The 20,679-nt window shown below is 46.0% G+C and carries 11 protein-coding genes; all 11 read left to right on the forward strand.

All coding sequences use genetic code 11. The annotated features are described in order from the left end of the window. Positions 1 to 8: 8 nt before the first annotated feature. On the forward strand, positions 9 to 452 hold the full coding sequence (locus PQ469_RS08340; protein ID WP_274212539.1) for a DUF5004 domain-containing protein: 444 nt from the start codon (positions 9 to 11) through the stop codon (positions 450 to 452). Positions 453 to 486: 34 nt separating this feature from the next. Then, positions 487 to 1,488: a DUF4961 domain-containing protein gene (locus PQ469_RS08345; protein ID WP_274212540.1), complete on the forward strand. Its 1,002-nt coding sequence runs from the start codon at positions 487 to 489 to the stop codon at positions 1,486 to 1,488. 108 nt (positions 1,489 to 1,596) lie between these two features. Then, on the forward strand, positions 1,597 to 4,692 hold the full coding sequence (locus PQ469_RS08350; protein WP_274212541.1) for a SusC/RagA family TonB-linked outer membrane protein: 3,096 nt from the start codon (positions 1,597 to 1,599) through the stop codon (positions 4,690 to 4,692). Positions 4,693 to 4,719: 27 nt separating this feature from the next. Then, positions 4,720 to 6,429 carry a RagB/SusD family nutrient uptake outer membrane protein gene (locus tag PQ469_RS08355; RefSeq protein WP_274212542.1) on the forward strand — a complete coding sequence of 570 codons (1,710 nt, stop codon included), beginning with the start codon at positions 4,720 to 4,722 and terminating at the stop codon, positions 6,427 to 6,429. Between the two features lie 36 nt (positions 6,430 to 6,465). Further along, positions 6,466 to 9,585, forward strand: a complete 3,120-nt coding sequence (locus PQ469_RS08360; protein WP_274212543.1) for a SusC/RagA family TonB-linked outer membrane protein — start codon at positions 6,466 to 6,468, stop codon at positions 9,583 to 9,585. A gap of 420 nt (positions 9,586 to 10,005) precedes the next feature. Next, entirely contained in the window at positions 10,006 to 11,169 is a 1,164-nt protein-coding gene (locus PQ469_RS08365) for a prolipoprotein diacylglyceryl transferase (protein WP_274212544.1), read from the forward strand. Positions 11,170 to 11,198: 29 nt separating this feature from the next. Further along, positions 11,199 to 12,395 carry a DUF5005 domain-containing protein gene (locus PQ469_RS08370; protein ID WP_274212545.1) on the forward strand — a complete coding sequence of 399 codons (1,197 nt, stop codon included), beginning with the start codon at positions 11,199 to 11,201 and terminating at the stop codon, positions 12,393 to 12,395. Positions 12,396 to 12,843: 448 nt separating this feature from the next. Continuing rightward, positions 12,844 to 13,506, forward strand: a complete 663-nt coding sequence (locus PQ469_RS08375; RefSeq protein WP_274212547.1) for an SGNH/GDSL hydrolase family protein — start codon at positions 12,844 to 12,846, stop codon at positions 13,504 to 13,506. 101 nt (positions 13,507 to 13,607) lie between these two features. Further along, complete coding sequence (locus tag PQ469_RS08380) at positions 13,608 to 15,890, forward strand: GH92 family glycosyl hydrolase (protein ID WP_274212548.1); 2,283 nt, start codon at positions 13,608 to 13,610, stop codon at positions 15,888 to 15,890. Between the two features lie 414 nt (positions 15,891 to 16,304). Then, positions 16,305 to 19,226 carry a discoidin domain-containing protein gene (locus PQ469_RS08385; protein ID WP_274212549.1) on the forward strand — a complete coding sequence of 974 codons (2,922 nt, stop codon included), beginning with the start codon at positions 16,305 to 16,307 and terminating at the stop codon, positions 19,224 to 19,226. A 123-nt stretch (positions 19,227 to 19,349) separates the two neighbouring features. Beyond that, the gene (fucP, locus tag PQ469_RS08390; RefSeq protein WP_274212550.1) at positions 19,350 to 20,591 is read left to right on the forward strand and encodes an L-fucose:H+ symporter permease; all 1,242 of its coding nucleotides are present in this window, start codon (positions 19,350 to 19,352) and stop codon (positions 20,589 to 20,591) included. The last annotated feature ends 88 nt before the right edge of the window (positions 20,592 to 20,679 follow it).

A 20,679-nucleotide genomic window follows, 5' to 3' on the forward strand; every position in this document is an offset into this window, starting at 1 on the left:
AAAAGCAAATGAAAAAGAATAATATAATGCAACAGTGCGGCTTTTTGCTGGTAGCGATAGCGGCTATTTTGATGACATCATGCAAAGCCGAAAAGGTATTGCCGGTAAAAGAATCTATCAAAGATATCACGGGCAGCTGGCAGGTGATCAGGGCAACACGTAACGGCACCGAACTTACAACCCTTATCGATTTTACCAAATTCAGGGTAAACTTTAAAGATGGCGGCTACACCATTGAAAACCCGCTGCCTTTTTTGGTAAACGCCAACGGCAAATTCTCGCTCGATGATCCGGAATATCCGTTTAAAATAACGTTTACGGCAACCGGTGGTACTGCTGTATCAACACCATTCAATTATCCTATTGTGAATGGTAAAAGGCAGCTGAGTATCACTTTTAGCCCAGGTTGCCCAAACAACAGCTATGTATACGTACTGCAAAAAGTTAACTAACCATAAACCATAACATACTAATACAACAGATTTTATGAGATCATATTTACATATAAAAGGTAAAGGTTTATGGAAGTTTTGCGCCTTAACTGCCCTGGCTATTGTACTGGCCTGCTGTGGCGAGGTGATAACCAGCGTTGACCAGCCTGCAACTGCAACAGCGGGGTCTACAATGACCGTAACTGTACACCTATCTATACCAACGGCGGCAGATGGCGGGCCCGACTACCTGGTGTTTGGCTTTTTGGTACCCAAGGGATGGAAAGCGGCCCAAAATACCGTTGTAACATACTCCGGCGCGCAGGGCAGCGGTAACATGACACTGATACCCGAAGGAACCTTAGGCAAAAACGGAAACGGTTTAACCTGGACAGCCTACATGAAAAAGACTTTCCAGATTGGCGGTAACCTTATTGACGATATGGAATGGGTGGCTTATCAGTCAGATAAAGCATATTCACACACCGGCGGGGTTGAATTTAAGGGAGATATCACCATTAAAACAAAGGTTGCTGCCGATAATAACAACTACCTGGTAAAATTAGGCTACACCATTACCGATACCGGCCACGGCTTTACCAGCGATCAGTTTGGTACCTATTACAGCGAAGTAGTAACACCCTGCTTTGAAGTTACCGGCGGCACCGGCGACCTGATTGATTTTTGTAATCCGCAGCTAACCACAGTTAACCCGCCAAAATCGTTAGATAACGACATCATTACGCTAACCTTTGATGGTACTGTTGTTAGCACGCCGCTAAGCAACGCTGCCGAAACTTACCTGTGCGCTACCGCCTATACCAGCGATGGTAAAACCATCAGCGTTTGCGAGCAAACAGATAAAACCAAAATGATACAAGCGGTGCCAAACAGTAAAAAGTACCAGCTAACGTTTTGGCCCAAGTCGTTTTTTAATACAACGGCCGCGCAAACTATCACGAAAATAGAGTACTTCATTACCGATAAAACAGGCACTGCAAAGGTTGGCTATGGTAACACACTGGCGCCGTTTGTTTACACTTTTAAGTGCTCGTAACCAATTATAATACAAAAGGATGCTGAATTAACCTTGTTTTTAAAATCACAGGTTGAGGTAGCTGCTAAAACGATATTTAATTATTGCCAACAATTTAAATCTTATACTATGGCTTATTGCTACTTAAAGAAATGCTTTACAGGTTTCGTCATATTGATGCTTATGCTGGTAAAAACCGGGTACGCAGCTATGCAGGATACCACAGGCAGGGGTAGTACCCATCCTGGTTGGGTAAGCGGGGTTGTACTTGATGAATATGCCAACCCATTAAACGGGGTTAAGGTAATGATAAAAGGTAAAACCGATGCCAGCTTTACTGATAAAGACGGTCGCTTCGAGATTAATGCTGCCACCGGCGATAAGCTGGTATTTACGATGGTTAACTATTACACCAGCGAGGTAAAAATCAGCAGTAAAAGCCCTTTCACCATAAAATTGCTTGATACCTATTTGAAAGCGCCCGAAACGATAAATGTGTTATACGGCACTAAAAAGGCAGCTGCAAACCTGGGATCGGTTGCTGCCATTTATACCAACCAGCTTACAACCACACCGGCATCGTTGTATACTCATGCATTGCCGGGGCAGCTGCCGGGCTTGTATACGCAGCAGTACAGTGGCTTTGCCAGCCCGCAAACCAGCACCCAAACCGTGGCCGATTTTATTGGCAACGTGGTGCAGCACAACAACTACTCGGCAAATGATAATACCGAAATAGGTTTATCGCTGCGCGGACAAACGCCAATAACCATCATTGACGGGGTACAGCGCGAAATCTCTTCTATCGATCCGGAAAGTATCGAATCGGTATCGGTTTTAAAGGATGCCTTATCAAATATATTGCTGGGTATCAACAGCTCGCGCGGTGCTTTGTTGATCACTACCAAACATGGCCAGGCTGGGGCGCCCCGCATTTCGTTTACGGCCGAAGCAGGTTCGCAGCACCCTCTTGATCTGCCGAAACCGTTGCCGGCCTACCAGTATGCTTATTTATATAACGAGGCGCTGCAAAACGACGGTAAGCCAACCATTTACAGCGCCGATGACTTTAACGCTTATCGCAACCATACCGATCCTGCTCATCACCCGGACGTAAATTGGTTTAACACCTTGCTGCGTAACAGTTCGCCAATAAGCAGCTACAAACTGAATGTTAACGGCGGCAGCAGCGTAGCGCAGTACAGTGTTTCATTAAACTATATGGATCAGCAGGGCATGTTTAAAACCTCGCCGGCTGCAACTTATAATACCAATAACGAACTTAGCCGCTACATTATCAATTCGGATCTGAGTGTAAACGTTACCAAAAAGTTTACGGTTGATTTGCAATTGTTTGGCCGTATTCAACAGGCCACCCAGCCGGGAACAGGCTACTCGGGCATCCTGAACACCTTGTACAATACGCCAAACAACGCCTACCCGGTTTATAACCCTAACGGATCATTCGGCGGTACTACGTTGTTTACCAATAACCTGTTGTCGCAATCGCAGTTTTCGGGCTACCAGCGCACCAACAGTAACGATGTAATGGCCAACCTCGATCTTAATTACGATTTAAGCAGCGTAACAAAAGGCCTCTCCGTAAAACTAAAGGGCAACCTGGCATTTGAATCGCAGGGCCTGGTAAACCGGTCGTTGCAAAACAATACCTATTTGCTTAACAAGGATAGTTCGTACTCGGCTGTAGGTACACCAATATCGCAATCAAACGGCTTTGCCACGGTATCAAGCGCCCGTTATTCTTTTGCGCAGGCCGCTTTAAATTACGAGAGGCAGTTTGGAAAAGGCACCGTAAGCGGCATGTTGTTGTATGATACCCGGTCGGTTGTATTAAACTATGACTTATCTGGTGTTACCACCAACAGGGCAGCCAAACTGGGCTACAACTACGATGGAAAATATTTTATTGAAGCATCGGCCAACAGCAGCGGCTACAATAGGTATCCGCCTGGTAACCAGTATGGCATGTTTTACGCCGTTGGCTTAGGCTGGCAAATGGGGCAGGAACGTTTTATAAAAGATATTAGCTGGATAAGTTCATGGAAATGGCGTGCCACTTATGGCAAAACCGGCAATGCCAATGTTGATAATTTTGGTTACTACAACTTTTTGCAAACATATGGTACGTCAATCGGCTATCCTTATACACTGGGTACTGCCCGCAGCGTAATTCAAAGCTATAATGAAAATACCCTGGCTAACCCTTACATCCGTTGGGAAAACGCCAAAAAGCTGGATATTGGTACCGATATATCCCTGTTTAAAGATCACTTTAAAATTACTGCCGATTACTTTCACGACAGGTACTATGACCTGTTACAAACCCGCGGCAATAGCATAGCCTTGTTAGGAACTACCTACTCGGCCGAGAATATTGGCGTGAAGCTGTATAAAGGTACCGAGCTTACCTTAACCTACCAGGATCACGCCGGTAATTTAAACTACTTTTTAACGGCTAATGCAACGCGCCAAACATCAACCAATGTATTCAGCGATGAAGAGCCCGCGCCATATCCATGGTTAAGGCACACCGGCTTATCAAACGACGTAATATTTGGCTATACTGCTTTAGGTTTCTTTAAAAACGCGCAGGATGCAGCCACCAGCGCCACCACGGTTGGTTACACGCCACAGGCCGGAGATGTGAAGTATAAAGACCTTAACGGCGACCACGTGATTAACCAGTTTGATCAATCGGCCATAGCCAATACCAAACCTTTAATTTATTACGGCTTATCATTTGGTGTTAACTATAAAGGTTTCAGTGTAAGCGTAATTATGCAGGGCGTTACCAACCACCAGATTATTTACAACAACAACCTGGTAAACGGCTTTGCCGGCCTTGGTCAGTTTGGCAACATTTACCAGGGACAGGGCTATGACGCCCTAACCGGAAGGTGGACACCAGAAACAGCCGATATAGCTACCCTGCCGCGCTTATCATCAACCGGCAATGTTAACAATGGTTTGCTATCAACACTGTACATCCGGTCGGCAAATTACATGAGGCTTAAAAATGCCGAGGTAGGCTACAGCCTGCCGCTGGAGTGGGCACGCAAACTAAGGTTATCGGGCATCAGGGTATTTGCCAATGGCGAAAACCTGTACACATTTTACGGCTACAAGGGTGTGGATCCGGAAGTGTATGGTTTGGCGTACCCCATACAGCGCGTGTTTAATGCAGGTATAAACATTAAGCTTTAATTATTGGCCAACATTAAAATTATGATCATGAAGAGAATTAAAAATATACACATAGCGGCCGTACTCATTTTGGTAATACTGGCAGGCTGTAAAAAATATGAGCAATTTCCGGTTGATAAGGTAGGCATTCAATATGTGTTTGATCCTAAGGATTCCTTAGGCAGCAGCGCGCAGGAATTTTTGTATGGCATTTACCCGGTGATGAAAAGCGGTCATAACCGTGTAGGCGGCGATTACCTGGATGCCGCATCTGACGATGCTATGTCATCAGCATCGGGGCCAACAAACCAGGTAACCATTTTGGGTACAGCCGCATACAACTCCTACACCATTCCTGCCGATGAAAACCTTTGGGCCTACTATTATGCAGGCATCCGCAAGGCCAATATTTTTGTGAATAACATTGGCGTAGTGCCGGTGATGGCTAAATACAAAGGCTACTCGCAAAAGTATGTTTGGAAAAGCGAGGCCCGTTTTTTAAGGGCACTGTTTTACTTTGAACTGGTAAAACGCTATGGCGGTGTGCCATTGCTTGGCGATAAAGTATTTACCATAAGCGATAACGTATCGTTACCACGCAACTCATTTGCCGATTGCATTAAATACATTACAAGCGAGTGTGATGCCATTAAAGATACATTACTAACCGCCCCGGTTGATAACCCGAATGCAGATGCGCACAGGGTAACCAAGGGCGCGGCGCTGGCTTTAAAAGCAAGGGTGTTGTTATATGCCGCAAGCCCGTTGTTTAATGGCGGTAATATTGATGCGGCAAACCCGCTTACGGGTTATACCGATAATAGCCTGGCCCGCTGGGCAGCGGCATCGGCGGCGGCAAAGGATGTGATGAACCTGGGCGCATACTCGTTACCGAACGATTTTAAGGGTGTGTTTTTGAACCAGAATAACAGCGAAATGATCCTGATAAGGCAAACGGGTTCTGATAACGGGATTGAAACTGCCAACGCACCGATAGGTTTCCCGGGCGCGGCTGCCAAAGGCCAAACCAGCCCAAGCCAGCAACTGGTAGATGCTTTCCCGATGAGTAACGGCCTGGCTATTACCGACCCGGCATCTGGCTACGACAGCAATAACCCGTACGCTAACCGCGATCCGCGCCTTACTTATACGGTGTTTTATAATGGAGCCCGCTGGCTTAACAGCGACCTGCAACTTTATGAGGGCGGCCAAAGCAAGCCAAACACCAGCCTGCAGCAAACTAAAACCGGGTACTACATGCGCAAATTTATGGGTAACGAAGAAAATGCGAACAGTTTCCAGGGCCACAACGCCGATTGGCTGGTGATACGCTATGCCGATGTGATATTAGGGCATGCCGAGGCTGAAAACGAAGTGAACGGCGCTACCAGCGATGTTTATAACGACATGATCAGTATTCGCAAGCGGGCAGGCATAGCAGCAGGTGGCAATGGCTTATACGGCTTAAAGGCAGGTATGACCAAAGATGAGATGCGCGATGCTATCCACAACGAACGCCGGATAGAATTTGCCTTTGAAGAGAGCCGCTATTGGGATATCCGCCGCTGGAAAACCGCCAATGTGGTCATGAACCAGCCATTGCAGGGTATGTCTATCAATAAAATAGGATCGAGCTTAACCTACAATATAGTTACAGCGCTGGATACCAAATTTAACCAGCCGGCTATGTACCTGTACCCTATACCCTACGATGAAGTGTTAAAGAACCCGAATATGAAACAAAATCCCGGATGGTAATCCTTCAATCAATTTAACCAAATTAATTAAGCAGTTATGAGAAAATTCATACTTTTCTTTCAAATAATAATAGCCATGCTCCCGGTGGTGGTATTTGCGCAAAACAAAACCGTAACCGGTACCGTGCGCGACCTTACCGGCGCTTTGCCGGGCGCATCAGTGGTTGAAAAAGGATTGCCAACCAACGGGGTAATTACCAATGGCAACGGTAAATTCAGCCTTACACTTAAAGGGCAGTCAAACGCTATCATTGTTAAATTCATAGGTTATATACCGCAAACCTATACGTTTAAGGATGGCAACACAGCCGATATTATCCTGCAAACCAACAGCAACGGTTTAGATGAGGTTGCAGTAGTAGGGTATGGCAAAAGATCAAGGCCTACCAATACAGGCGCTGTAAGTTCCATTTCGGCGGCTGATATACGTACTGTGCCAACGGCCAACGTGCAGAATGCTTTAACCGGCAAATTGCCGGGCTTTTTCTCGCAGCAGGCATCGGGCCAGCCTGGTAAGGATGCATCTGACTTTTATATCCGTGGCGTAAGTTCATTAAACCCCGCTGGTAACCAGCCGCTAATTATTGTTGATGATATTCAGTATAGTTATGACCAGCTGCAGCAGATCAACGTAAACGAAATTGAAAGTATATCGATATTAAAAGATGCCTCAACCACGGCTATTTACGGTATTAAGGGTGCCAATGGTGTATTGGTAGTAACTACCCGTCGCGGTAAAAGCGGCGCGCCAAAAGTTAACTTAAGGGTCGAGACCGGCTTGCAGGCGCCAACCAAAACGCCAACCTTTTTAAATTCATACAACTCAGCAGTGTTAATCAACGAAGCCTACGGTAACGATGGGCTCAACAAGCCATTCACGCAGGCAGATATTGACCATTTCAAGGCCGGCGACGATCCTTACGGGCACCCGGATGTTGACTGGTATAACAAGATATTCAAGAAAAATACCTACCAGGCCAATACCAACCTGGATATATCGGGCGGTAATAACGCGCTTAAGTATTTTATCTCGGGTGGTATCCTGAAACAAAATGGATTGGTGCGTGACTTTGCCGATCCGCAAAGTTTGGTAAACACCAACTATTATTTCAACAGGTATAACTTCCGCTCCAATCTCGATTTAAAAGCCAATAAAACGTTAGACCTTCGTTTGGATGTCACCACCCGTTTTTCTGACTTAAATCAGCCTTATAACGAAAACGCCGTGGGCGAGATCTATAATTTTACTAAAGAGACGCCATTTACCGCACCCTACATCAACCCCAATGGTTCGTACTCTTATGCTTACTCGCCGTTTAACCCCGAGCATTTGCCAACGCTGAATGCCAGGTTGGCAACAGGTGGCTACCAGCACTCGCGCCGTACCGACTTTAACTTTCTGTTTGGTGCTACCCAGAAACTGGATGCGTTAACCGAAGGCTTATCATTAACCGGCCGGGTTGCTTACTCCAGCATTGAGCAGTTTACCAAACAGATTTTTAATGGCGGTATCCCGGCTTATCACTTTGATCCAACAACCAATCAATATGCTTTAAGGCCCGGTGCTACTTATGTGTATACGCCCTACGCGCTTACCGGTAACACGGATATCAACAGCAACAATTATGATGTACAGCTATATGCCAACTACGATCATAATTTTAGCAACTCGCACCATGTAACCGGCTTGTTGTTGTTTAACCAAACGTCGCAAACCTACAATGCACAGTCGCTGCTGGATGCCTCGCTGGTTGCGGTTCCGCAAAAATTCCAGGGGATATCCGGCAAGTTAGGGTACGATTATAAGCAGAAGTACCTGTTGGAGTTTAATATTGCTTACAACGGTACCGATAGGTTTGCTGCCAATCACCGGTTTGGATATTTCCCGGCGATAAGCGTTGGCTATAACCTGGTGAAAGAGAAGTTTTTTACTGAAAAGTTCCCGGTGTTTAGCCTGTTCAAGATAAGGGGCAGTTATGGCCTTGTTGGCTCAGATGCTGCACCAGGTAACCGCTACGTGTACAACCAGGTTTATAAACAGGGCGGTGGCTATTATTTTAACGAAAACCCGCAGGGCTACGGCACCATTTATGAAGATGCCCTGAGCAACCCCAATGTAGTTTGGGAGCGTGCCAAAAAAACCGACGTAGGTTTGGACATGAACTTGTTTAACGATAAGATCTCGGCCACTATCGACTTTTTCCACGATATCCGTTACGATCAATTGATTGTTCCAGGCAGTGTACCCGAAATTATTGGTGTGGCCTTGCCTGCGGTAAACATCGGTAAAACCCGCAACCAGGGTTTCGATGGGCAGATATCATACCACAGCACTTTAGGAAAAGTACAATACAATGTAGGCCTGGTATTTTCATACGCCAAAAACAAAATCCTGTTCCAGGACGAGGCATCGCCTGCCTATCCATGGCTGGCTTCAACCGGCAAACCGATAGGGCAGCAGTTTGGCTACCATTACCTGGGTTATTACACGGCTAATGATATATCGGCTATAAACGCCTACCAGGCTGCCCATGGCGGATCAAACGCGGGTAACCCTATAGCCGTGCCCGATAACGGCCTGCCGCTGCAACCCGGCGACCTGCGTTACCAGGATTTGAACGGCGATGGCATCATCAATGTGTTTGATAAACGCGCAATTGGCAATCCTAATTTGCCTAATACCTCCCTGGGCTTGTCGCTGCAGGCCGTATACAAAGGATTCAGCATCAGTGCACTGTTTGCCGGTTCGTTTAACTATAGCTTCGCGGTGCTGGGCACCGGTATCGAGCCATTTCAGAGCCAGTTTCAGCCCATCCACCAGGAACGCTGGACGCCGGCAACCGCAGGCACCGCCAATTTTCCGAGGTTAACCACCAACCCTACATCGGTTAACAGCCCTACATCTTATTTCTCAGATTACTGGCTTATTAACGCGCATTACATCCGCTTAAAAACAATTGATGTGGGTTATCAGCTGCCTACCAAATTGCTGCCATTTAAAATTAATAATGCCCGTATTTACTTAAGCGCATACAACCTGTTTACATGGACAAACTTTAAAAAATACCAGCAGGATCCTGAGGTTGCCACCAACACCGCGGGTGATGCATACATTAACCAACGGGTGCTTAATATTGGTATCCAGGCCGGGTTTTAATAGTGGGGGGGAAGGCATACCGGCGAAGACTCACCCGGTCGAGGCTACGCCCGACCACCCTCTCTTCACCTGCGGTGGAAAGAGGGTATTGAACGTTCAATATCAATATATTATATAAAAAATAAGTGATAAATTTTCAAGCCCCTCTTTCCGGCGAAGCCGAAGAGAGGGTGGCGGGCGAAGCCTCGCCGGGTGAGTCTTAGCCAGTGTTCAATCCGCTGCCATTATATTCACCTTCCCTGTCATACTAAGGTACGAAGGATCTATAAGCAGAGCATGACCGATAGAAAGGTTCGCGAATAGATTGCTTCGTTCCTCAGCATGACAGCTTTTATTTTTGAATGTACTTTCCTTCAGAATTTACTATTACCCACGATATATTGTTTGCTTATGGAATCATTTAATAATTAAATTAGTGCAATGTTTCCAACTATAGGCCACCTCATTTATTACCTTTTCGGCATTAATTTCACGTTTCCTGTTCAAACGCTGGGCTTGTTTGTGGCATTGTCTTTTTTGTTCTCGTATATTGTATTTAGCTCGGAGTTTAAACGGTACGAAGCCTTAGATAAAATTAAAGCGTTTACCCGTAACACAGTGGTAGGAGAGAGGGCGTCGGTTGCCGAAATCAGTATCAACTCCATTCTCGGCTTTTTATTAGGTTTCAAGGCCTTTGGGGCCATGTTTAACTATACGGTGTTCAGCGCCAATCCACAAGGGTACCTGTTGTCGCTTAAAGGTAACCTGGTAATGGCCATACTCACCGGTGCTGTATTTGGTTTATGGGTTTATGCGGATAAAAAGGAAAAGGAGCTGGAACAGCCTAAGGCCGAGGTGCAAACGGTTCATCCTTACCAGCTGATGGGGCTTATTGTTTTTTCGGTAGGTTTTTTTGGCTTTATTGGCGCAAAGTTATTTGACACGGTAGAACACTGGAGTAATTTCAGGTACGACCCTATGGGTACTTTATTCAATGTGCGCGGTTTTTCTTACTATGGGGGACTGATATTTGGCGCTTTAACATACCTGTACATCGGCCATAAAAAGGAGATGAAGCTGGTGCATCTGGCCGATATCGGTTCGCCGGGCATGATGCTGGCTTATGGCATTGGCCGTATAGGTTGCCAGCTTGCCGGCGATGGCGACTGGGGTATTACCAATAGCCATCCTAAGCCAGGTTTAATACCGGGTTGGATGTGGTCGTTCACCTATCCGCACAATGCCATTAACGCGGGCCTTCCAATACCCGATTGTGCCGGCAATTACTGCAACCAATTGTTACATGGCGTGTACCCCACGCCTTTTTACGAGGCTACTATTTGCCTGCTGTTTTTTACGCTAATGTGGGTGTTCAGGAATAAGATTATCATACCTGGTTTCATGTTTTTTTTATACCTGGCGCTTAACGGCGGCGAAAGGTTTTTGATCGAACTGATCCGCATTAACCCCAAATATCAAATTTTGGGAATGAACTTTACCCAGGCTGGCTATATTGGTTTATTAATGGTAGTTGGCGGCCTGGTTGGCTTTGTATGTTTAATTATAAAAACTAAAAAAACGGGGAAGCTACAACCCGTAACTTAGGTTGTACGCCCTATTAATTGAAATACTCTATGAAAAAATTTGCAATCATCACCTTGTTTTTTTGCATTGCAGCAAACTTGCAAACAATAGCACAAACCGATGGTAAAACGGTAAATCTTACCGATCTTAATTTCACTGTTGAGGCGGCCCCCGAGTGGAGCAGTCTGTTAAAGCGCGAAACCGGCTGGTTTGGAGGCGACGGGATTTATACTATCCCGTTAAACGGAGTAGAAAACAAGCAGGCGAAAGCCAGCGATAAACTCCTGTTTATTTTCAGCGATTCGATGATTGGCAAAATAGAAAACGGCACGATGGTGCCGGGCTTTAAAATGATCCATAATTCGGCGGCCGTACTCCATGGCAACCAGCCTGCGGATGCCGAAATGAAGTTTGCCTGGGATACCGATAAGGCAGGCGCCGCCGAATCCCTATTTATTCCACACACTGCCCAAACCGCTGCCGGGGATTACTATTGGCTTGGCGATGGCTTTGTAAACCAGGAATTGAATAATGCCATTTATATTTTTGGCTATAGGGTGCGGAATGTGGGCACCGGCGCCTTCGGGTTCAGGGAGGTTGGCAACACGCTGATAAAAATTCCGGCCGAATCGCAGCCGCCGTACAAAGACCTTAAGCAAATGGATACGCCATTTTACCTCACGGATGCAAAAGGTGACATCGGATCGTTCGGGGCCGGTATTTATGTGAATACCACAAAAGCCGGCGCACCCAAACCCGATGGCTACATTTACGTTTACGGGGTGCGCGGCATCGGCAAAAATTTGATGGTTGCCCGTGTTTTACCCAAGGATTTTGAAAAGTTTGACAGGTGGACTTTTTACGATGGCATCAACTGGAAAAAAAACATGAACAAAGTAGCCGATGTTACCAATAGCGTATCCAATGAGCTAAGCCTCACCGCGCTGCCTGATGGCCGTTATGCGCTCATTTTCCAGGTAGGAGGCATGAGCACCAATGTGGGTATGCGCATAGGCGCGACACCCTACGGCCCCTTTGGCCCGGTAATAAAGATATGGGATTGCAAACCCGACCTGGAAGAGAAAACCTTTGTAGTTTACAACGCCAAAGCGCACCCAAGCCTATCCGCCCCCGGCGAACTGCTGATCAGCTATAACATTAACTCTGTTGATTTTATCCCCGATTTGATGAAGAAGCCCAACCTGTACAGGCCAAGGTTTATCAGGATGAAGATTAGTAGCAAGTAGTTAGTATCAAGTATCAAGATTTTTAAAATCTACTGTCCCCTTAATATCATTAAGATGGCCGCAACGCAAGCAAACATGGTTAACAAAGGTTAACACAATTTTGATTTATTTTTACTTAAATAATTTATAATCAATATATTAAGTAAAAAACATGGTTAACATGTGTTAACCATGTTTTACAGTCGCTTCAGGATGTCGCCAGTGCTATTAAGTTAAGCGTTTTTTCGCGCAAAGACGCAGAGGCGCAAAGTGATTTGCTTATTTTTTCTTAGCGTCCTGGCGTCTTTGCGCGAAACTGAAATTTTAATATTTTCCTTAACTTAATAGCATTGGAGATACCCCGCGGGGACGGAAATCGTATTTCTATCCTGAAAAAAATTAAACAACTTTCATTCTTGCTACTTGCAACTCAAAATTATATATTCGCTAAATCAATTTAGCTAACCAGATGAAAAAATTCTTACTGTTTGCCGGCATGATCATGCTGTGCAGTTTTCAACCTAAAAAGCCAACCAAAGTAGTGTTCTTTGGCGATTCCATTACCGAGTATGCTGTGCAGCCCAACGGCTTTATCACACTGATCCAACAGCGCCTCAAAACCGAAAAAAAGGAGCAGGATTATGAAGTGGCCGGGGCAGGCATTGGCGGTAATAAAATATATGATTTGTACCTCCGCTATGAAGATGATGTGCTAACCAAAAATCCCGATGTGGTGGTGATTTGGGTGGGGGTGAACGATGTATGGCACAAGCGCATGTTTGGTACCGGCACAGATTGGGATAAGTTTGGCCGCTTTTATACCGCGCTTATCAAAAAATTACAGGCAAAAAATATCAAAGTACTTGTATGTACGCCAGCCGGCGTGGGCGAAAAAACTGATTACAGCAACGAGCTTGATGGCGACCTGAACAAATATTCCAACTCCATCCGCGACCTGGCCAAACAAAACAATTGCGACCTTTTTGATTTCCGCACCCTGTTTCATGAATATAACGTTAAAAATAACCCCACCAACAAAGGCGAAGGCATCCTGACCAAAGATGGTGTGCACCTGAACGATGAGGGCAATAAATTTGTGGCAGATATATTTTATAAAACCTTATTCAAATAGAATAAGGTTTTTAATTAATCTTTTGCTAAATCGATTTATTAATTATATTTGCTTATCAAATGCCGATATCCATCATCGGCATAAACCATTATATACGCCAAATGAAAATACGGTTACTTACATGCGTTCCGGCGCTTTTATGGGCCAGTGCGCTATTTGCGCAAAGCGATAACCTGGTTAAATACGTAAACACCCGACAGGGTACCAATACCAAATACGAGTTTAGCTACGGTAACACCTACCCGGCCACCGCGCTACCTTTTGGCATGAACACCTGGACGGCCCAAACCGGCAAAAACGGCGACGGCTGGAAGTACCAGTATTTTGAGCATACCATCCGTGGTTTCCAGCAATCGCACCAGTGCAGTTCATGGGTTAATGATTACGCTGTGTTTTCGCTAATGCCGGTAACCGGTAATCTGGTGGTTAATGAGGATAAAAGAGCTGCCGGCTTCAGGCACGAAAACGAAACTGCCCAACCCAGCTACTACAAAGTAAAGCTGGATAACAATATTACCACCGAAATGACGCCGACCGAGCGCGGTGCACATTTACGCTTCACCTTCCCCAAGGGGCAGGGTGCTTACCTGGTGCTGGATGGCTACACCAAAATGAGCATGGTAAAGATAATCCCAGGCGAACGTAAGGTCATAGGCTGGGTTAACAATTGCCGTTGGGCGCCGCAGGGTTTTAAAAACTATTTTGTGATCACCTTTGATAAGTCTTTTGCCACTTACGGTACCTGGGAAAACAAGAAAGATCAGCTATCGCCCAAAAACTTAGCTGCCGAAGGTGATGGCGTTGGCGCCTACCTCAAATTTAAAGATGGCGAAACCGTGCAGGCCAAAGTCGCATCATCCTACATCAGCCCCGAACAGGCCGAACTTACCCTGCAAACCGAATTAGGTAAATACAAGAACTTCGACGATACCCGCAAAGCGGCAGACGCGGTTTGGAACACCTTGCTTGGTCGCATGAAAATTGAAGGTGCTACCGAGGATGATAAGGCCACTTTTTATAGCTGTTTGTACCATGCCAACCTATTCTCGCACCAGTTTTTTGAGTACGGTAAAGATGGTAAACCTTATTATTACAGTCCTTACGATAGTAAAACGCATGATGGGTATATGTATACCGATAATGGCTTTTGGGATACCTTCAGGGCACAATTTCCGCTGAATACCATTATTCACCCAAAAATGCAGGGGCAGTATGTGCAGGCCCTGTTAGATGCCCAGAAGCAATGCGGCTGGTTGCCGGCCTGGTCGTTCCCGGCCGAAACAGGAGGGATGCTGGGCAACCACTCTATTTCCCTGTTAACGGATGCCTGGGTTAAGGGGATCCGCACCTTCGATCCAAAGCAGGCACTGGCTGCTTACTACCACGAGGCTACCAACAAAGGCCCATGGGGCAGCGCCAACGGCAGGCCCGGCTGGAAGGAGTATTTTGCCGATGGCTATGTGCCTTTCACGCCTCAAACACAAGGATCAACCGCCTGGACACTGGAATTTGCCTATGACGATTTTTGCGGTTACCAGCTGGCCAAACAAACCGGTAACGCCTACTATGAAAATGTATTTGGCCGGCAGATGTACAACTACAAAAACCTGTTCGACCCCAAAACACGCTTTATGCGGGCCAAAGATGCCAAAGGCAACTGGATTGAACCCTTTGACCCGATGGATTGGGGCGGCCCCTATACAGAGGGTAACGCCTGGCATTGGACCTGGTCGGTTTTCCAGGATGTGCAGGGCTTGATTAACCTGATGGGTGGCGATAAGAATTTTACTGATAAGATCGATTCCGTATTTACCGAGCCGGGTACCATTAAAGTTGGAGGCTATGGCCAGGTAATTCACGAGATGACCGAAATGGCTGCCTTTAAAATGGGCCAGTACGCGCAGGGAAACGAGCCTATTCATCACCTGTTATACCTATATAACTATGCCGACCAACCCTGGAAAGCACAGCAGCACTTACGCGAGGTGATGGATAAAATGTACAACGCCGGCGAAAACGGCTACCCCGGCGATGAGGATGAAGGCCAGATGTCGTCATGGTATGTGCTAAGCGCGGCGGGTATTTACAGCGTGTGCCCCGGCACTGATGAGTATGTGATAGGCAGCCCGGCCTTCAAAAAAATGACCATCAGTTTAGAGAATGGTAATAAGTTCATCATCGAGGCCAATAACAACAGCAAGCAAAACGTATACATCCAATCGGCTACGCTCAATGGCAAGCCTTATACGCACAATTTTATTAAACACGGCGATATTATGGCCGGCGGTATCCTCCGTTTTGAAATGGGGGATAAGCCAAATATGAATCGTGGTTTGGCTGCTGAGGATAAACCATTTTCGCTTTCAAAAAACACATCAAACTAAAAAAAATGAACGTAATTATTTCGTGTTTATTAATTACTTTTTGTGTTTTTGAGTTGGGTGGGACTGTCACCCTGAGCCTGTCGAAGGGCGCGCGCAGAGGTCTTTGCCCGTGTACTTCGATGAGTTATCCCTGATATGTTGGGGTTTACCCAAACATTTCGGTCGAACGCCGGCTACGACTCACCCGGTCGAGGCTACGCCCGACCACCCTCTCTCCGGCTGCGCCGCAAAGAGGGTTGAGCTCTTTTTTTTCTGTTTTTTCGCCCCTCTATGCGACGCAGTCGGAGAGAGGGGCAGACGGGCGTAGCCTCGTCGGGGTGAGTCGACTCGCCGCCATGCGATATATTATTTCAAACTAAACATCACCCCATAATGCCTTTTAATTTTCCCCCATTTTTAAAGCGATCAGTTTTCATGATCTGTGTTGCTGCCTGCACCGGGGCATCGGCGCAAGATATCGTTTACCTCGGCAGTGCCAATCCGCAAACCAGTTGGAAGGTAAAAGCCCAGGCCGAGGTGGGCGCCGATAGCGCTAATATTTACAAACCCGGTTATGACGCAGGCAGCTGGGTTAAAGGTGTGGTGCCCGGTACCGTATTTAATGCCTACGTGGTAGCCGGTCTGGAGAAAAACCCCAACTTTGGCGATAATATTTACAAGGTTGATAAGGCTAAATACGACCGCAATTTTTGGTACCGTACCGAATTTAAGATCCCGGAAAATTATACCAAAGAAAAAATCTGGTTAAACTTTAAGGGCATCAATCGCAAAGCCGAGATTTACCTCAATGGCAAACAAATTGGTGTTTTGGATGGCTTTATGCAGCGCGGCAATTTTGACGTTACAGGTTTAATGAGCAAAAGTAGCTCAAACGTTTTAGCCGTATTGGTGTACTGCCCGGTTAATCCATTGGTTAATTATGCAAGCCCAACCTATATCCCATCAGCCAGTTGGGATTGGATGCCTTATGTTCCGGGATTAAATTCGGGGATAACGGATAAAGTATACTTGAGCAATACCGGCAGTATTACCTTACAGGATCCCTGGATCCGCACCGAATTGCCAACTAACGCAAGGGCCGATGTCTCGATAGCGGTCGGTGTAAAAAACAGCACGTCTAAATTTCAAACCGGGGTATTAACAGGCACTATTCAGCCGGGCAATATTGAGTTTTCGCAAAAGGTGTTTGTGGGGGCCAATACCACCTCAGAAATTAAACTGGATAAAAAACGCTTTGAGCAGTTAGCCATCAACAGCCCCAAACTATGGTGGCCAAACGGCTATGGCGAGCCGAATTTATACACCTGCAAGCTGAGCCTTAAACTGGGCGACGAGGTATCTGATAGCCAGGTCATTAAATTCGGTATCAAAAAATACAGTTACGATACTGTAGGTAATGTACTGCATGTTTTTGTGAACGGAACCAAAGTGTTTTTAAAAGGCGGCAACTGGGGCATGGCCGAGTACATGCTGCGCTGCCGCGGCAACGAGTACGATACCAAGCTTAAATTGCACCGGGAAATGAACTTCAACATCGTTCGCAACTGGATAGGATCGACCACCGATGATGAATTTTACGATGCCTGCGATAAATATGGCATGATGATATGGGACGATTTTTGGCTCAACTCCATCCCCAATCTGCCCAATGATGTCAATAATTTTAACGCCAACGCGATAGAAAAAATTAAACGTTTCCGCAATCACCCATCCATAGCCATTTGGTGCGGCGATAACGAGGGCACCCCCATGCCGCCATTAAACGGCTGGCTGGCCGAAGACATCAGCAATTATGATGGAGGCGACAGGCGCTATCAGCCCAACTCGCACGCCGGCAGCTTAACCGGCAGCGGCCCCTGGACTAACTTTGATCCCCGCTGGTATTTTAGCCGGTTCCCAAATGGTTTTGGCGGATCGCCGGGCTGGGGCCTGCGCAGCGAGATTGGTACGGCGGTGTTTACCAATTACGATAGCTTTAAAAAATTTATCCCTAAGGACAAACTATGGCCCCGTAACGAAATGTGGAACCTGCATTTCTTTGGTCCATCGGCAGGTAATGCCGGGCCGGACAGGTATGATGAAGGCATTAATAAGCGCTATGGCACGGCAACAGGCATACAGGATTATTGCCGCAAAGCGCAGCTGCTCAATATCGAAACCAATAAGGCCATGTACGAGGGCTGGGAAGATAACATGTGGGAAGATGCATCGGGCATCATGACCTGGATGAGCCAATCGGCCTACCCATCGCTGGTATGGCAAACCTATGATTACTATTACGACCTCACAGGGGCCTACTGGGGGGCAAAAAAAGCCTGCGAGCCGTTGCACATTCAATGGAACCCGGTAAACAACTCGGTTAAGGTTATTAATACGACAGGCAGCAATGTAAACGACCTGACAGCCGAAGTGGCGGTTTACAACACCGACGGTAAACCTGTAAGCGATTACCACCAAACCAAACAGGTAGATGCCATTGCCAACGCCGCTGTGAATTGCTTTACCATCAATTTTAAAGAAGAACACACCAATTTAGCTTTGAACAAACCTACGGTAGCATCCTCGTTTGAAAACATGGAAGCTGCTTTGGCAACCGACGGCAATAGCGGCAGCCGCTGGGCCAGCAGGCAAAACGATAATGAGTGGATTTATGTTGACCTGGGTAGCGAGCAGGTAGTGAACGGTGTAAAACTCAACTGGGAAGAAGCTTACGGCAAAGCCTTTAAAATCCAGGTATCCAACGATGCTAAACAATGGCGCGATGTATATGATACCGAAGATGGCCAAACCGGCATACAGCAGCTTACTTTTGACGAAACCAAGGCCCGCTATGTTAAAATGCAGGGCATACACCGCGGCTCGGGCTGGGGCTACTCGCTGTGGGATTTTGAAGTATATGGCGGCGAGCCTAAAAGCAACGGTTTAAGCGAGGTGCATTTCATCAAACTAAAACTAACCGATAAAGCAGGCAAACTGGTGTCCGATAGCTTTTACTGGCGGGGTAACAAGCGTACCGATTTTACCGCGCTTAACAGCCTGCCCAAAGTTAATCTGAAAGTAACCTCGAAAATAACCAGGGCCGATGGTAAATACTATATCAATGCTACCATTACCAACCCGGCGTCATCCCCGGCGGCAGCATTTGCTATACGGGCGCAGGCGGTGAGGAAAAGTAACGGCGAACAAGTATTACCTGCCTTGATGAACGATAACTATTTTAGTTTGATGCGGGGCGAGTCGAAAAGTATTAAAATAGAGTTTGATGCCGATGTATTGGGTAATGATAGCCCGGTATTATTGGTACAGCCTTATAACGATCCTGTTAAAGCAGAGTAATGTTAGCATACTTTCAATTTCGTTAAAAATAAGATTTAAAAATAAATCGATTTAGTATCCTACAATTTCAAACATTTCAATTAATTTACGGCCACCAATCGAAAAACTGATTAAACCTGAATAATGAGCATTCCAGTAAAATTTACCGAACGTAAATACCTTGTGGTATTAATATTTGTAACCTCCCTGTTTTTAATGTGGGGCGTATCCATGACGCTTGGCGACGTGCTGAACCGGCACTTTCAAAAAGTGCTGCATATTACCAAGTCACGGTCGGCGTTGGTGCAGTTTTCCATCTTCGGTGCATATTTTATAATGGGGATTCCCGCAGGGATGTTTATGAAAAGGTTTGGATATAAAAGTGGGGTGCTATTGGGGCTCATCCTTTATTCCATAGGTGCGTTTTTATTTATCCCGGCTGCCAACGCCGAATCTTTTACATTTTTCAGAGTAGCGTTATTTGTACTGGCCTGTGGGATGGCCACGCTCGAGACCGTTGCCCATCCATTCATAGCGTCACTTGGCGATCAGCGTACCAGCGATCAGCGTATCAATTTTTCGCAGGCATTTAACGGGGTAGGCGGGGTAATTGGTCCGGTTATCGGAAGTTATTTTATACTTAGGGCAGGCCAGGAACATTCAAATGATCTGGTATCTGTGAAACAGCTTTATATTATCATAGGTGCCGTTATAGCACTGGTAGCTTTACTTTTTTCGTTTATAAAAGTGCCACCGTTAACAGATCCCCATATCATTTCGGATGATTCCTATGCCAATGATTCATTGATTAACGTAGATGAAAAGAAAGAGCATATCAGGCCCCGCCATTTTATTTTCGCCGCCTTTACGCAGTTGTTTAACGTTGCGGCCCAGGGGGGGACGTGGGCATTTTTTATTAATTACGGCCATGAAATAATGCATTTTTCTGATGAAAACGCAGGTTATTATTTTTCGTTAAGTATGGTGATGATGATCATCGGCCGGTTTGCAGGTACTTTCCTGATGAGGTTTATAAAACCTTACAAGCTGCTTGCCGCTTTTGCGCTTTGCAATATCATCATGTGTATTATTGTGGCACAAGGTTTTGGCTGGCCATCATTTATTGCTTTGTTATTCATTAACTTTTTCTTCAGTATCATGTTCCCTACTATATTTAGCCTGGGTATAAAAGATATGGGGCCTCATACCCAGTTGGCATCATCCCTTATTGTAATGGGCGTAGTAGGTGGAGGGTTGTTTCCCTATTTTATGGGTTTAATCGCCAACCATAACGTGGCTACTGCCTATTATTTGCCTATTATTTGCTACCTTGTTATATTTGCATTTGGTTTTAGCTATCCGCGGTTAAACAAAAAATCGGCATAGCTGTCGCGTCTTTTTATAACAGCCCATCAAATTGCGTTCAGTTAATCGATTTACTGCCAAAATAAATCGATTAACTTTTGGCCATACT

The sequence above is a fragment of the Mucilaginibacter sp. KACC 22773 genome (assembly GCF_028736215.1).
GTDB lineage: Bacteria > Bacteroidota > Bacteroidia > Sphingobacteriales > Sphingobacteriaceae > Mucilaginibacter.

Bases quoted from the DNA above. Each gene is read 5' to 3' on its own strand.
- PQ469_RS08340 (WP_274212539.1), top strand. From the start codon at position 9: ATGAAAAAGAATAATATAATGCAACAGTGCGGCTTTTTGCTGGTAGCG.
- PQ469_RS08345 (WP_274212540.1), top strand. From the start codon at position 487: ATGAGATCATATTTACATATAAAAGGTAAAGGTTTATGGAAGTTTTGC.
- PQ469_RS08350 (WP_274212541.1), top strand. From the start codon at position 1,597: ATGGCTTATTGCTACTTAAAGAAATGCTTTACAGGTTTCGTCATATTG.
- PQ469_RS08355 (WP_274212542.1), top strand. From the start codon at position 4,720: ATGAAGAGAATTAAAAATATACACATAGCGGCCGTACTCATTTTGGTA.
- PQ469_RS08360 (WP_274212543.1), top strand. From the start codon at position 6,466: ATGAGAAAATTCATACTTTTCTTTCAAATAATAATAGCCATGCTCCCG.
- PQ469_RS08365 (WP_274212544.1), top strand. From the start codon at position 10,006: ATGTTTCCAACTATAGGCCACCTCATTTATTACCTTTTCGGCATTAAT.
- PQ469_RS08370 (WP_274212545.1), top strand. From the start codon at position 11,199: ATGAAAAAATTTGCAATCATCACCTTGTTTTTTTGCATTGCAGCAAAC.
- PQ469_RS08375 (WP_274212547.1), top strand. From the start codon at position 12,844: ATGAAAAAATTCTTACTGTTTGCCGGCATGATCATGCTGTGCAGTTTT.
- PQ469_RS08380 (WP_274212548.1), top strand. From the start codon at position 13,608: ATGAAAATACGGTTACTTACATGCGTTCCGGCGCTTTTATGGGCCAGT.
- PQ469_RS08385 (WP_274212549.1), top strand. From the start codon at position 16,305: ATGATCTGTGTTGCTGCCTGCACCGGGGCATCGGCGCAAGATATCGTT.
- fucP (WP_274212550.1), top strand. From the start codon at position 19,350: ATGAGCATTCCAGTAAAATTTACCGAACGTAAATACCTTGTGGTATTA.